Annotated in this window: 11 protein-coding genes and 2 pseudogenes; 12 read left to right on the top strand and 1 reads right to left on the bottom strand. The window is 55.4% G+C overall.

The genetic code is table 11. From position 1 onward, the window contains the following. Positions 1-34: 34 nt before the first annotated feature. From I9187_RS18850 to I9187_RS18820, 7 genes are read left to right on the top strand one after another with little or no spacing between them, the layout of a single operon-like run. On the top strand, positions 35-754 hold the full coding sequence (locus tag I9187_RS18850; protein WP_171235927.1) for an ABC transporter ATP-binding protein: 720 nt from the start codon (positions 35-37) through the stop codon (positions 752-754). Then, complete coding sequence (locus tag I9187_RS18845) at positions 754-1,464, top strand: ABC transporter ATP-binding protein (RefSeq protein WP_209509726.1); 711 nt, start codon at positions 754-756, stop codon at positions 1,462-1,464. Before I9187_RS18850 ends, I9187_RS18845 begins: the two co-directional genes overlap by 1 nt. Next, positions 1,461-2,324, top strand: a complete 864-nt coding sequence (locus I9187_RS18840) for a branched-chain amino acid ABC transporter permease (RefSeq protein ID WP_171619907.1) — start codon at positions 1,461-1,463, stop codon at positions 2,322-2,324. Before I9187_RS18845 ends, I9187_RS18840 begins: the two co-directional genes overlap by 4 nt. Then, a complete protein-coding gene (locus I9187_RS18835; protein ID WP_245223302.1) occupies positions 2,324-3,421 on the top strand; it encodes a branched-chain amino acid ABC transporter permease in 1,098 nt (365 codons plus the stop codon). Before I9187_RS18840 ends, I9187_RS18835 begins: the two co-directional genes overlap by 1 nt. A 1-nt stretch (position 3,422) precedes the next feature. Beyond that, positions 3,423-5,180 (top strand): FAD-dependent monooxygenase, encoded by a 1,758-nt coding sequence (locus I9187_RS18830; RefSeq protein ID WP_209509725.1) that lies wholly within the window; start codon positions 3,423-3,425, stop codon positions 5,178-5,180. 39 nt (positions 5,181-5,219) lie between these two features. Then, positions 5,220-6,104, top strand: a complete 885-nt coding sequence (locus I9187_RS18825; protein ID WP_209509724.1) for an intradiol ring-cleavage dioxygenase — start codon at positions 5,220-5,222, stop codon at positions 6,102-6,104. Position 6,105: 1 nt separating this feature from the next. Continuing rightward, on the top strand, positions 6,106-6,927 hold the full coding sequence (locus I9187_RS18820; RefSeq protein ID WP_171238434.1) for a 3-keto-5-aminohexanoate cleavage protein: 822 nt from the start codon (positions 6,106-6,108) through the stop codon (positions 6,925-6,927). A 52-nt stretch (positions 6,928-6,979) separates the two neighbouring features. On the opposite strand, the gene I9187_RS18815 is transcribed toward I9187_RS18820, so the two are convergent. Continuing rightward, positions 6,980-7,204, bottom strand: coding sequence for a hypothetical protein (locus tag I9187_RS18815; protein ID WP_171235922.1), 225 nt, complete (start codon positions 7,202-7,204; stop codon positions 6,980-6,982). Positions 7,205-7,680: 476 nt separating this feature from the next. Here I9187_RS18815 and I9187_RS18810 point away from each other — a divergent pair, with 476 nt between their 5' ends. The 5 genes and pseudogenes from I9187_RS18810 (at position 7,681) to I9187_RS18785 (ending at position 14,948) form a co-directional block, all read left to right on the top strand. Further along, complete coding sequence (locus I9187_RS18810; protein WP_171181793.1) at positions 7,681-8,778, top strand: efflux RND transporter periplasmic adaptor subunit; 1,098 nt, start codon at positions 7,681-7,683, stop codon at positions 8,776-8,778. Further along, complete coding sequence (locus tag I9187_RS18805) at positions 8,778-11,870, top strand: efflux RND transporter permease subunit (protein WP_209940293.1); 3,093 nt, start codon at positions 8,778-8,780, stop codon at positions 11,868-11,870. The genes I9187_RS18810 and I9187_RS18805 overlap by 1 nt, the downstream gene beginning before the upstream one ends. A gap of 347 nt (positions 11,871-12,217) precedes the next feature. Continuing rightward, positions 12,218-12,421 (top strand): annotated as a pseudogene (locus I9187_RS18800) (cytochrome ubiquinol oxidase subunit I); the annotation flags it as partial. Between the two features lie 314 nt (positions 12,422-12,735). After that, positions 12,736-12,984 (top strand): annotated as a pseudogene (locus tag I9187_RS18790) (integrase); the annotation flags it as partial. Positions 12,985-13,205: 221 nt separating this feature from the next. Next, a complete protein-coding gene (locus tag I9187_RS18785; RefSeq protein WP_209509722.1) occupies positions 13,206-14,948 on the top strand; it encodes an adenylate/guanylate cyclase domain-containing protein in 1,743 nt (580 codons plus the stop codon). The last annotated feature ends 354 nt before the right edge of the window (positions 14,949-15,302 follow it).

Genomic DNA, 15,302 nt, shown 5'->3' with positions numbered 1-15,302 from the left:
CGCCCCGGATTTATTCCGGGGCAGGAACACCGGTATGACCATTCTTTCGCTTAAAAACGTCTCGAAAAGCTTCGGTGCTCTGACCGTCACCGACGATGTCAGCTTCGACGTCGAGCAAGGCCAAGCCCTTGGGATCATTGGCCCAAACGGGGCCGGGAAGTCGACGCTGTTCAACCTGATCACGGGCAACCTGACCTCTGATGCGGGATCGATCCATTTCGATGGTGCTGACGTTACTCGGGTGCCACCTATGCAACGATGCTTGTCGGGCATAGGGCGATCGTTCCAGATCCCTCAGCCGTTTGATCATCTGACTGTATTCGAGAACCTGCTGGTGGCTGCGACGCATGGACAGAACAAGTCCGAACACGAGGTCGAACAGAACTGCGCCCGCATTCTTGAGCAAACGGAATTGCTGGAAGTGGCCAATGACACAGCTGGTGGATTGCGGCTGCTGCAACGCAAACGGCTAGAGCTGGCGCGCGCCATGGCAACAAACCCAAAGCTGTTGCTGCTGGATGAAATCGCCGGAGGGCTGACCGATGCGGAATGCACCGCGCTGATCAACACGATCAAGGGGCTGCATAGCAGTGGCGTCACGATCATCTGGATCGAACATGTCCTGCATGCGCTCACATCGGTCGTTGAACGGCTGCTGGTTCTGGATTTCGGGAAGGTGATCGGTCTGGGCGATCCGGACGAGATCATGAACAGCCGGGAAGTCAAAGAAATCTATCTAGGGATCGAAGTCTGATGAGCCTGCTACAGACCCATTCGCTGACCGCCCACTACGGAGATTTCCAAGCCCTTTTTGGCGTGGATGTGCATCTGGGTGAAGGCGAAACAGTTGCCATCATCGGTGCAAACGGGGCGGGCAAATCGACCCTCATGCGCTCGATCTCGGGTGTTCTGACCAACGGGACAGACCAAGTGCGCTTTGACGGACAGCCCATCGGAGACCTCGGTGCGGACGAGATCATGGCGCGCGGAGTGGCCATGGTACCCGAGGGGCGTCGGCTGTTTCCTTCCCTAAGTGTCGAGGAAAACCTACTGATCGGAACCTATGGCCGAAAGGTATCGGGCCATTGGTCCCTGCAAACAATCTACGACCTGTTCCCAATCCTGAAAGAGCGCCGGAACCATCCCGGTACAGCCCTGTCTGGCGGGCAACAGCAGATGGTTGCAATCGGTCGCGCGCTGATGAGCAATCCCCGCGTTCTGCTCTGTGACGAGATCAGCCTTGGCCTCGCGCCGGTAGTCATCAAAGACATCTACGATGCCGTCCCTCGCATTCAGGAGGCCGGCGCCAGCCTCATCGTTGTGGAACAGGATATTGGCCAGGCAATGAAGGTCTCCGACCGCGTCTATTGCATGATGGAAGGCCGCGTCACGCTGGAAGGCACAGCAGACACGCTCAGTCGCGAGGCCATACACGACGCCTATTTCGGAGGAGCCGCCGCATGATCTGGATCGATACCATCATTCAGGGTGTTTTGCTGGGCGGGCTTTATGCGCTGTTTGCAGCAGGCCTTAGCCTTGTGTTCGGGATCATGCGCTTGGTTAATCTGGCCCATGGTGATCTGATCGTCTTTGCCGCCTATCTGATCCTTCTGTTGGTCTCGCTGCTAGGGCTCTCTCCGTTTCTGGCAGCCATCCTTGCCGCGCCGATCATGTTTGGCGTGGGTTGGGCTTTGCAGAGACATGTGCTGAACCGCGTGCTGGGGCCTGATATCCTGCCGCCCTTACTTGTGACGTTCGGTTTGTCGGTCGTCTTGCAGAACGCATTACTCGAAGGCTTCTCGGCGGATAGCCAGCGGCTCCCTGCGGGCGAAATCGCAACGGCGTCCGTTCAGATGGGCGGGCTGAACCTCGGCGTTCTGCCGTTGCTGACCTTTGCCTCGGCGATCCTTGTGATTGTCGGTCTGAACCAGCTTTTCTATCGGACGGAACTGGGCCGTGCGTTCCGCGCGACCTCGGATGATGCGGTGACGGCGGGTTTGATGGGCATCCGCCCAGAACGTATTTTCGCGACCGCGACAGCCATCGCAATGCTCGTGGTGACCTTGGCAGCGCTTTATCTGGGAATGCGGGCGAATTTTGACCCCAATATCGGCCCAGCGCGCCTGATCTATGCCTTTGAGGCTGTGATCATTGGTGGCCTCGGCAGCCTATGGGGCACGCTTGTCGGAGGCATCATTATCGGTGTCGCTCAGACTGTCGGCGCGGCGATCAATCCCGAATGGCAAATCCTGGCCGGTCATCTGGCCTTTCTCATCGTGCTTCTGATCAAGCCCAGAGGCCTGTTTCCAAGGGCGGTGGACTGATGACTGATACTGCAATGTACCGCGTCCAGACACAGACCCGCGCGTCCTACAGCGCAGGAGCGGTCTGTATCGCTTTGATCATCCTGTTCATCCTGCTGCCGACCTTCGCTAGCCGGGGATTGATCCAGGACCTGTTCTTTATCTTCACGATGCTGGTGTTGGCACAGTTCTGGAATTTGCTGGCTGGTTACGGCGGTTTGGTTTCAGTCGGGCAGCAAGCCTTCGTGGGCATGGGCGCTTACGCCATGTTTGGCGGCGTGATCCTGTGGGGCTTGGACCCGGTTCCGGCAATCCTTTTGGGCGGCGTCGCAGCCCTGATCGTCGCTATCCCTACGGCCTTTTTCACCTTCCGACTGCAAGGGGCCTATTTCGCCATTGGCACCTGGGTCATCGCAGAGGTCATGCGCCTGCTGGTGGCCCAATGGAAAATGCTCGGCGGCGGCACCGGAACCTCTCTGCCAAGAACCGCAACGCGTGAGATGTGGGCGACCGAGTGGATTCAGACCACCTTCGACGTTCGCGGTGCTGCAGCGCGCGATATCTTGACCTACTGGCTGGCTTTGGCGCTTGTGATCGCAACGATTGCGGGCATCTACTGGCTGCTCAGAACAAAGCGCGGGCTGGCGCTGGCTGCAGTACGTGACAATATTGAAGCCGCGAAATCCGTTGGCGTCGATGCGGCGCGGATGAAATGGCTGGTCTACTTGGTCTCCGCCGCAGGAACCGGGCTGACCGGCGCTCTGATCTATGTGCAAAAGCTGCGGATTTCGCCGGATGCGGCGTTCTCGGTCACCGACTGGACTGCCTATGTGATCTTCATCGTCGTGATTGGTGGAATTGGCACCATCGAAGGCCCGATCCTGGGCGTGCTGATCTTCTTCATCTTGCAAAGCCTGCTGGCCGACTACGGCTCCTGGTACCTCATGGTGCTTGGTCTAATCGGGATCGCCGTCATGCTCTTCGCCCCCCGCGGTCTGTGGGGGCTGATCTCAGAAAAGACTGGGCTGCAGATTTTCCCTGTGCGCCGTCGCCTTGTGCTGACGAACCCAAAGGACGGCCTCAACTCAATTCAATCTGACAAACAGAGGGAGGCGTAACATGGCCACCATCACAACGGATGTCCTGATCATCGGGACCGGCCCAGCGGGGTCTGCAACGGCGGCTTTGCTGTCCAGCTACGGCGTCGAGAATATGGTCATCAACCGCTATCGCTGGCTGGCCAATACGCCGCGGGCACATATCACCAATCAGCGCACGATGGAGGTGCTGCGCGACCTTGGTCACGAGGTTGAAGCAGAGGCCTACATGCACGCAGCGCATCAGGACTTGATGGGTGAAAATGTGTTCTGCGAAAGCCTCGCGGGCGAGGAAATCGGACGGATGAAAAGCTGGGGTAATCATCCTCTGTCCAAGGCCGAACACCTGCTGTCCAGCCCGACGATGATGAACGATCTGCCACAAACATTCATGGAGCCGATCTTATTTGGCACGGCCTGCCGCCGAGGCACGCAAGCGCGGATGAGCACCGAATACTTGCGACATGAGCAAGATGCAGATGGTGTGACAACGACGTGTTTAGATCGTTTGTCCGGCAAAGAAATCACGATCCGGTCGAAATACCTGGTCGGCGCGGATGGGGGCAATTCTCTGGTCGCCGAACATGCCGGTCTGCCTTTCGAAGGACAGATGGGCGTCGGCGGGTCCATGAACATCCTGTTCCGCGCAGATCTCAGTAAATATGTCGCGCATCGGCCGTCGGTCCTCTACTGGGTGATGCAACCAGGCGCGAATGTCGGTGGCATCGGCATGGGTCTGGTCCGCATGGTCCGCCCATGGAACGAATGGCTCATCGTCTGGGGCTATGACATCAACCAACCAGCGCCCGAAGTTGACGAGGCCATGGCTACGCAGGTTGCGCGCCAGCTTGTTGGCGACCCCGAGCTTGAGATCGAATTGATCAGCGCCAACACCTGGACCGTCAACAACATGTACGCGACCCATATGCAGAAGGATCGCGTGTTCATCATGGGTGATGCGGCACACCGACACCCACCGTCGAACGGGCTGGGGTCGAACACGTCGATTCAGGATAGCTTCAACCTCGCCTGGAAACTGGCGGCTGTCCTGAAAGGTCATGCCGGAGAAAACCTGCTGGACAGCTACAGCGAAGAACGTGCGCCAGTGGCAAAGCAGATCGTCACACGGGCCAATCAATCCATCGGTGAATTCGGACCGATCTTTGAATCGCTCGGAATGGCCGAAGGCGTCGACCCAGAGGTCATGCAAAGCAACCTTGAGGCACGCTCGGGATCAACGCCTGAAGCTGCGGCACAAAGACAAGCCATTCGCGACGCGATTGCCTTCAAGAAATATGAGTTCGATGCGCATGGCGTGGAAATGAACCAACGCTACGACTCCTGTGCGATTGAAACGGATGGTCAACCCAATCCCGGTTTTGATCAGGATCCCGAGCTGCACTACCAGCCGACGACATGGCCCGGTGCGCGCATTCCGCATGTCTGGGTGTTCGATCATGACACCGGGAACAAGCATTCAACGCTGGATCTGTGCGGTCGTGGAGAATTCACTGTGCTGACCGGAATTGGTGGCGAGGCCTGGGTAAAAGCAGCCGAGATGATCGCGAAAGAGCTGGGCATGCCCATTCGCTGTCACGTCATCGGCCCGCGCCAGACCTATGTTGACCACACCGGGGATTGGGCGCGGGCGTCCGAGATTTCAGATACAGGCTGTTTGTTGGTCCGTCCTGATCAACATGTGGCGTGGCGCTCAGCCGATATGGTTGCGGATGCCGAAGCCGAACTGCGTCGCGCGCTGACAACAGTACTTTCGCGATGAGCCAATCTGGAGCAAACTTACACAAGTCAGGAGGCCAAAATGGGCTCGCATGAGATGGGATACTTTACCGAAGAAAACTCGGCCGAGGTCGTCACCGCACGGAACAAAAACGCAGAAAGCGAACGGCTGAAGCAGGTGATGGAGGTCATCACGCGAAAGCTCCATGAAGCCGTGAAGGAAATCGAACCAACGCAGCAGGAGTGGTTTGAGGCGATCATGTTCCTGACCAAGGTCGGGCACATGTGCGATGACTGGCGGCAAGAATACATTCTCCTGTCCGATGTTCTGGGCGTGTCGATGCTGGTGGATGCCGTGAATTCTCGTCGTCCAACCGGTGCCTCCGAGAATACTGTTCTGGGTCCTTTCCATGTGGGCGGCGCGCCGGAATATGAGATGGGGCACAACATTTGTCTCGACCAAAAGGGTGAGGACATGGTGGTGCGGGGTCGTGTCACCGATGTGGAAGGCAACCCGTTGGAAGGCGTCAAGATTGATGTCTGGCAAGCCAATGATGACGGGTTTTACGACGTACAACAGAAAGGCATTCAGCCCGATTTCAACCTGCGCGGCGTCTTCACAACCGGTGTTGATGGGACCTATTGGTTCCGTGCGGTGCGGCCAAAGAACTATCCAATCCCGGATGACGGGCCGGTTGGCGATCTGTTGAAGCGTCTGGGACGGCACCCGTTTCGGCCAGCGCATCTGCACTATATCGTGTCGAAAGACGGGTATGACGACCTGACAACCCATATCTTTGATCCCGATGACAAATACATCAACTCGGACGCAGTATTTGGGGTCAAAGAGAGTCTGATCGCAGAGTTCAATCGCGTCGATGACCCGGCACGATCTACAGAAGTTGGCTTTGAGGGCCCGTATTGGGACGTTGAATTCGATTTCGTTCTTGCCCCCAAAGAGGCGTGACATGGCAGAGCCTTGTATAATTTGCGTCGCGATCACCGGGTCATTGCCGACCAAGGCCAACAACCCGGCGGTGCCGATAAAGGTCGAGGAACAAATCGAAAGCACACACGCGGCATTCGAGGCAGGAGCGACGATCTGCCATGCTCATGTTCGCAACGATGATCAAACACCGTCGAGCGACCCTGAGAAGTTCGCAAGGTTGAAAGAGGGGCTGGAGAAACACTGCCCCGGTATGATCATTCAGTTTTCAACCGGAGGACGGTCCGGAGCGGGCAAGACGCGTGGTGGCATGTTGCCGTTGCGACCGGACATGGCCTCTTTGTCGGTAGGATCGAACAACTTCCCCACACGCGTCTACGAAAACCCGCCCGATCTGGTCGACTGGTTGGCGGCTGAGATGGTGACGTATGACATCAAGCCTGAGATCGAAGCCTTCGATCTCAGCCATATTCTGAAAGCGGCTGAGATGCACACGAAAGGGCAGATAAAAAACACGCCCTATGTGCAGTTCGTCATGGGTGTCAAAAACGCAATGCCTGCTGATCGGGACGTCTTTGATTTCTACGTGAAAACTGTCAACCGGCTGTTTCCGGGGGCACCTTGGTGTGCGGCCGGCATCGGTGCGCAACAAGAGGTTCTGAACCACTGGGCGATTTCCTCAGGTGGTCATGCGCGAACAGGGTTAGAAGATAACGTGCGCCTGGATCGCAATACGCTGGCACCATCAAACGCAGCGCTCGTGATGCGGACTGCTGAAATCTGCGCCCAGTACAATCGTCCGGTTGCCACAGTTGATCAGGCACGAGACATTCTGGGGCTGTAAATCGGGATTACGGACTATCAAGAAATGACTACCCCGGGCCAAAACGACAGGTCTAAGGCTCGAATTTACTTTGCGGCGGTGTTCGCTCAAGTTCTTGCGTGATCGGGATATGGTCGGCAACATCACCCGGCGGTAGCTGGAATTGACCTTTGAACCAATCCGCCGCCTTCCATGCCTTTTTGACTTGCTCAATCATGTCTCTGGACAATGAAACGAAGTTCCACCAGCCACAACGCACCTCCCTCAGCGATGCGCGTAAGGTTGCGATAAGACGCATACCCTATTCACCTGTGCGAACGCTTGTTTTGCCACCAGGTCCAAGGATCATCATTTGCCCCAGCAACTGAAAATGCACATCTGGCGAAAGTATGACACCGACGCAGAATGTCTCAGACTGCATCGTAATGGGGCTGGATTTTCCACAAGCCGCTCTTGGCTGTGTTCTGGCACACAGTAATCTCTGGGTATTTGTCTTCCGGCGCAGCTTCTCCAATTTCAAAAAAACAGCCTTCTGCACGATCGATAAGACAAACGGCAGCATCAAGACGACGTCGTGTTGCGAAGTTGTCAGCCTAAAATTTTGGTCGCCTGAATAGGTTTAGTCAGAATTCTCTTCTTCGCAGTAAATAAATTCGGATTTTTGACTTTGTTAAATAAGCGCGTACAATTTCAACAGCTTTAGACGCAAAATCCGCAAGTTGAGCCACCTTCACAGAGACGAAGAGAGAAATGCGGGTCGTACGGGAGGGGGATATGAGGAAACTGTCTGTTTGGCTTTTTGCTTTCGTGTTGCTTACCGGCTGCTGGGAGAAGGAAGAAGAAGCGACCGAAACAACAATCCGACCTGTCAGAGCAACTGAGATTTCTGACCTTTCGAGTTTGCATGATCGTTACTTTGTGGGAACGGCCAGAGCTGCACGCGAAGTATCATTGGCCTTTCGCGTGCCGGGCAATGTTGTTGGCGTCGACGTTCAGGTTGGTGACCTTGTGACGAAAGGTGCTGTTGTCGCGGCCTTGGATCCGGCCCCCTACCAGGCTGAAGTCGATCGGCTTACTGCTGAGCTTGAGAGCGCGCAGGCGACGTTCGAAAACGCCAAATTGCAAACAGATCGGCAGCGATCGTTGGTTGAAAAAGATGTTGCCGCTCAGGCGACACTCGACCGGTTTGTTGCAGGCGAAACGTCGGCTCAGGCAGCAATCAATTCTGTTCAAGGCGCACTGGACAGAGCGACTTTGGATTTAACCTATACGAGCTTGGCCGCACCGTTCGATGGTCGTGTTGTCGCCAAATACATTGAAGATTTTGAAGAAGTCGCAGCACAAACTCCAGTGCTGCGCATTCTGGATGCCGAGCACATCGAAGTGGTGATCGATATCCCCGAACGATACATTGCCCTGATCCCGCACATTGAAGACATAACCGTCACTTTTGACGCTTTGGGGGACGTTGTTCTACCCGCAGAAATTAGTGAGATTGGATCAGAGGCTTCGGCGACGACGCGAACATTTCCTGTCACATTGATAATGGAGCAGCCCGAAGATGCACTTGTTCTTCCGGGTATGGCGGGGCGCGTTCGCGGCAAGCCAAAGGAGGGGCACGAACCATTCGATGCGATCATGGTTCCTGCCAGCGCGGTTTTCGTGCCTGAAGGGGAAACCGATCCGCATGTCTGGGTATTTGATACCGGCTCAGAAACTGTAACGGCAAGGAAGGTTTCGCTTGGCACTCCACGGTCGCAAGGGGTGGCCGTTAGCGAGGGGCTGGAATTTGGTGACGTGGTTGTCACTGCCGGGGCAAACTCTCTGCGAGAAGGTCAGAAAGTTTCGCTGCTTTCTGAGGACACGGACTAATGGGTTTGGCGGCTTTTTCGATCCGCAACGCCAAATTTGTTTGGTTCACTGTCGTCATGCTCACGTTGGGCGGCATTTCAGCATTCTTTAGCCTTGGGCAGTTGGAAGACCCCGAATTCACAATCAAGACTGCTGTTGTGACCACCCTCTATCCCGGTGCCAGCCCGGCCGAAGTTGAGCAGGAGGTTACCGAACGGATCGAACTAAAACTCCAAGAGATCAAAGAGATTGACTACATCTCGAGCGAAAGCAGAGCGGGTGTGTCGACAATCATAGTCGAGATCCGCCCGAACTATTGGTCGGATCAACTACCGCAGATCTGGGACACGTTGCGTCGCAAAGTCAGAGACGTTGAAACAGACCTTCCACCAGGCGCTGGTCGTCCTGCGATCAATGATGATTTCGGTGATGTTTTCGGTCTACTTCTGGCGATGACGTCTGATGGCTTCTCCGCCCGCGAGCTTGACGATTTTGCCGAAGACTTCAAACGAGAGCTTTCGTTGATCGACGGCGTCGGCCGAGTCGATCTTTGGGGGGATCGCGATAGGGTCATCTATTTGGAGACACGGGAAGAAGCCTTGGCAGCATTGGGTGTTTCGGCTCAGACCATCCTCAATACCTTGCAAACCCAAAACGCGATTGTGGATGCAGGCCGCGTAAATATCGGCGACTATCGCATGCGCATTGCGCCAAGCGGCACATTCACCAGCCCGAAAGACATCGCTGATTTGGTTGTTCGGCCAAGCGGTCTGGACCAAGCTCAAAGCGGCCAGCGCCGTGGACCAGAGTTACTAAGGCTTGGTGAAATCGTTGAGGTCCAGGAAGGCTATGCTGATCCACCGACGACCATGATGCGTTATAACGGCCTTCCGTCTATTGGTTTGGCGATATCCTTCCAGTCTGGTGTCAACGTTGTCAGCGTTGGTGAGGCCGTAGACGCCAGAGTAACGGAACTGATCGCAGGCCTGCCGGTAGGCATCGAGGTCGAACGGGTTCATTGGCAATCTGACGACGTGAATCTGGCAGTCAGCAGCTTCTTAGTCAGCCTTGGACAAGCTGTCGCGATTGTTCTGGTCGTTTTGACCCTGGCGATGGGTGTTCGCATGGGGATCATAATAGGTAGCGGATTGATCCTGACGATACTTGCCACCTTTATCCCGCTCGCGATGCTAGGAATAGATCTTCAACGCATGTCCTTGGGCGCGTTGATCATTGCGCTTGGTATGATGGTCGATAACTCGATCGTGGTTGCAGATGGCGCCATGGTTCGAATGTCACAGGGAATGGACCGGGCGAAAGCCGCTATCGACGCTGCCACGCGCCCCGCTATGTCGCTGCTTGGTGCAACATTTGTTGCGGTTATGGCTTTCTACCCAATCTTTGCCTCCGTTGAGAGCGCGGGAGAATACTGCCGGACGCTGTTTTCGGTGGTCGGAATTGCGTTGTTGGTCAGTTGGTTGTTATCGATGACAGTCACGCCTTTACAGTGCGTGGCCATGCTGCCGGACCCAAAGGGTGGAGCCAAAGAGACCTTTGACACCGGTCTATACGCCGTATACCGCCGCTTTCTGGCCGCCGCGATCCGGGTTCGCTATCTGACGATCGGAGTGGCCGTCGCTGCGCTGGTTATTGCCGGGATCGGGTTTGGGACCGTTACACAGTTGTTCTTCCCGACCTCTTCGATGACCAAGTACATGATCGACTATTACGCCCCTGAAGGAACCCGGATCGAAGCGGTTTCCGAAGCCATCACGCGGATCGAAGCGCAGGTGGAAATGGATGATCGCGTGACCGGTATCGCAAGCTTTATCGGCGCTGGCCCGCCGCGTTTCTACTTGCCGGTCGACCCTGAAGGAATAAACCCGTCCTACGCGCAAGTCATCGTGAACGTCGAGGATTATCGCGTCATTCCAGAGATGACCAAAGAGATCTCGCTTTGGATTGCAGCCAATATGCCCGAGGCGACCTCCTTCACACGTCAATTCGGTGTGGGGCCCAGCAATACTTGGGCGTTCGAAAACCGCATCATCGGCCCAGCGGATGCCGATCCCGAGACTTTACGCGAAATTGGCGACAGAGCCGTCGCGATACTGGATCAGCACCCATGGACAAAGGTAGCACGCACCGATTGGCGCAACCGTGTCCTGAAAACAGTCCCCGACTATGACCAGGATCGGGCACGATGGACCGGCATCACATATGAAGATCTTGGGAATACGACAAAGCGTGCATTCGACGGACGCTCGGTCGGCCTCTACCGCGAAGGTGACGAGTTGTTGCCCATTATTGTTCGACCGGGCGCGGACGACGTGGCTGCCGTGGATAACTTTGAACTGCTGCAACTGCAGTCACCGTTTTCTGTCGAGCCTGTTCCACTGGCGCAGGTTGTTCGCGGTGTGAATATCCAACCCGAGGACCCCACGATCAATCGCCGCGACCGGCGCCGTGTTTTGACCGTTCAGGCCAATCCGATCGACAGTGTCACTCTGCCCAGCTATCGCGCTGCAGTTCTCGCTGATTTTGACGCTTTGGAGGCTGACTTGCCGCCGGGCTATAGCATGGAATGGGGCGGAGAATACGAAGACACGGTGTCTGCGCAAGCGTCCTTGATTCCGGGGATGATACCTGCGTTTTCGATCATGGCGCTTATCGTCGTCGGACTATTCAACTCATACCGCAGACCGCTGGTCATTTTCCTGACCGTGCCGTTTGTGCTGATAGGCATTGTTCCGAGCTTGCTGCTCACGAATACACCTTTTGGGTTCGTAGCACTGCTGGGGGGCATGAGCCTGGCGGGCATGATGATCAAAAACGCAATCGTTCTGATCGACCAGATCAACGATAACTTGGCCGAAGGTCAGCCGGGCTATGACGCGGTTTTGAATGCAGGGGCCTCACGGCTTCGCCCCGTGGTACTGGCCGCGGCCACGACAGTTCTGGGTGTGATACCGCTGCTGCCAGACGTGTTCTGGGTGGGTCTTGCCGTTACGATCATGGGCGGGCTAACGGTGGGCACGATGCTCACAATGATATTGGTCCCGGTTTTGTTCGCCACGCTGAGTGGCATTCGACATTCACCGAAAGCCGTTTGATATCGCCTTTCAAACGGTCTTTAGATCGCCTTTGCAAAGCAGGCGGCTTTTGAGTTTAGGTATTAATTTCTGGGGGGAGTAAATTGGACAATACGGTACTGTACTTCTTAGTTGGCATCTTCGTGGTTGGTCTAATCTCGTTGGGATACTTCGCCAGAGGTAGCGGAGCGCTTTGGGTGATTGTGGTGTTGTTGAGTGTGTTGGTGGTAATGATTGCATTTTTTGGAGGTTACTTCGGCGAAACTCCCAAGTGAGGCTGGTTGCGGGAAGCACCAGTTGAACCGAGCACAAGGCTCTTTGCTCCAAGCTTTTGCTTTTCGATCGAATAGATGGATTGCCTGTTTTAACTCACCACTTCTTTCATGGTGGCCGGGGTTGCAGCATGGCACCTGCTAAGTGGTAATCGCGCGGCCGAGGTCACCCGCATGTTCTCGATGGCAAAGTGGATGGCCGTTCTGGTCACCCCTCTGCAGATCGTTGCTGGCGATCTTCATGGTTTAAACACACTGGAGCATCAGCCGCAGAAAGTGATGGCGATGGAAGGTCCGTATTGAGGCCCAGATCAACCGCTACCACCCTCAACGGTGCCAAACTGTGCCGGGTAATGGCTGAAAAGTGCCCGTTTGAACGTTTCAGGTCGGACAGACTTCAAGATGCGTCCAAGTTTTGGCCGATCGTTCAACCAGATTGGGGTCTTCGATGGATCGAACACCATGACCGATCCTCTGCGGGTTCAGCTTTTCAATTGTCTCTACGACGCTGTCTGCTCCTGCCAACTCGCCCGCATGGGCAATACAATTCAGACCGGCTTATCTGACAAGTTTGAATGCTGGAATATGCGGATCAATCGGAAAATTGGCTTCATCGCCTGCACATCTCGACACGCCAACATGCAAGGTTCGTCCGCGACTCGGTGACATCGTTCAGTCTCGAGGCGAGCGCCTACGGCGCCCATCCAATGAGGAGAACCAAAGTCACTCAGATTTACACGAAGGCCGGAAACCGTCGAACTGTTCGGCTCCTTCTTGGCTACACCAAGATGGACAGCACCGTCCGATACCTTGGTGTGGAACTTGAGAATGCCCTGGCTATCACCGAAGCCATTGAAATCTAGGACGTGGGGCCGTCTGAGAGGGGCGGCCCAAAAGAGATATTCCCCGTCCCTACGCGTTGCTGTGTTTGCCGCCCGTGTTGCCGACAATCGCTACGAGCGCAAGATTGGACACCAGAGAACTCAGTAAAGGCAGGTATTGCTGACGACGGTCGGATTGAGTGGTTCAGTTACTGGTGGTCGTATAGCCTCGCAAAAGGTATTCAGTAGATGGGAGGGAAAACGTGGAGAGAAAGCTGGCGGTTATACTGGTGGCCGATATGGTCGGCTATGCAGCCCGAATGGAGCGGGACGAAACCGGCACGCTTGAAACTCTGTCAGCCCACATGACTGAATTTGTCATCCCGCTTGTTGAACGGAATCGCGGCAAAGTCATAAAATTGCTTGGGGATGGCCTTTTGGCTCAATTCGAAAGCGCCTCAGATGCCGTTTCTTGCGCGCTTGATTGGCAAAAAGCACCGCCAGACGGCAGTGATCCACTTTGCTTCCGCATAGGCATCAATCTAGGTGATATAATTTTGCGCGATGGAGACGTGTTCGGCTCAGGTGTGAATTTGGCTTCACGTCTGGAACAACTCGCTCCACCCGGTGGCGTGCTTGTGTCTGACGCAGTGTATCGCGCCGCAGGCAATCGTCTGACAATCTCTTGGGAAGACGCGGGGACTTTCAATGTCAAGAACGTTGCCGAGCCCGTACACGCATGGCGATTTGGCGGATCGGATAGGTACCACAACCAACGGCCGCATTCGGAGGCAAAACTAAAACCGACAATCGCTGTTTTGCCGTTCCACAATATGAGCAACGATCCAGAACAGATTTTTTTTAGCGATGGCATAGCAGAAGACATCATCACCGGCTTGTCGCGTTTTCGCACTCTCCAGTTGGTCTCAAGAAACGCCTCCTTTCGTTTTAGAAGCCAAGAGGCCAATCCGGCTGAAACCGCGGAAGCTTTGGGTGCGGATTATCTTGTGCAGGGCAGTGTACGGAAGGCAGGGAGCCGCGTCAGGATTTCGGTACAGCTTTCCGACGCTAATTCCGGATCACAATTATGGTCGGATCGATATGATCATGAATTGGAGGACGTTCTGGAGGTTCAAGACGATGTGACACGAAGCATCGTGGCGGTCCTTCCCGGGCGCGTCCAGCACGATGTAGCCGATCGTTCAACCAGAAAACCGGAAAATGAAATGAAGGCTTACGAGCTGATGCTGAAGGGCAAAGCCCTTCGCGACGGCCTGAATGCACGCGATACTGCAAAAGCTCGGGCCCTGCTGGAACGGGCCGTCGCTCTCGATCCGTCAATCGCGAGGTCATTCATGTACCTCTCAGATACATATGTCATAGATCTTTGGCTGGGATTGGCGGACTCTGACGCGGCAGACCATGCATTGCATATCGCTCGAAAGGGAGCGGCGTTGGATAACCAGGATGTCTACATCCAGGACCAACTCGGTTTCGCCTATTTGTGCGCCGGCCTTTGGACGGAGGCTGAAACCCAATTTGAAAAAACGCTGTCTTTGATCGAAACCGAGGCGGAGTCCATGGCTTGGTGCGGATACGCGTTTCTTTTGCTTGGAAGGCATGAGAAGGCGCGAGACGTCGTTTCTGAGGCAATGCAGATGGATCCTCTGCACCCCCCGGCTATCGACTGGATAATGGGACAGATACAATTCTTCTGTGAAGACTTTGAAGCAGCTCTCGGGTTACTGATGGGAGAGGCCCGGCTCAATTCCTTGGCGACGGCTTTCGTGGCTGCCTCCTTCGCGAAGCTTGGTCGCCAGGTCGAAGCCGAGGCAGCCCTACTTGACTTCACAACCGAACGTCGCGACGAACTCATGAGCCGAGACATCCAAGTAAATGAAGAAACCGTTTCTGCCCTCGCTCGTGGATTCCAGACCATGTGGCGGCGACCAGATGATTTCGGACGCCTTGCTGCTGGTCTGCATGCGGCCGGTTTGCCCAGCTGAACTCAAGTGTAAAAAACACGTTGCAACTCAGTCGGGCTCGAAGCAGACCCTGGACACATTATAACCTTTGGGGCTCAGACATATTCCGCTTGGACGAGGACGGCCCAACCCGGGCATTCAATCGAGCATTGTAATGCTGCACTTGCATTAGGCATCGCGGACATTGTTTTGAGGCATTGGCTTATGGGTTTCGCAGATTGGCGCATGTTACAGGGGCTGTTTTTTGGCGTGATGTACTCCAAAAACGGCTCGTTGCAGGTTCTAGCCGCGGACCAGATGACCACCGTCTATGTCCAGGACGGGGTGCTGTCAGACAAATTCGAACCAGTCTCAGCTAGGCCAGTAGAGCTGTCC

Source organism: Ruegeria sp. HKCCE4148, assembly GCF_017872495.1.
Lineage (GTDB): Bacteria > Pseudomonadota > Alphaproteobacteria > Rhodobacterales > Rhodobacteraceae > Ruegeria.
The sequence above is the reverse complement of the archived record's forward strand: the minus strand, read 5'-3'. Positions and strand labels throughout refer to the sequence as shown.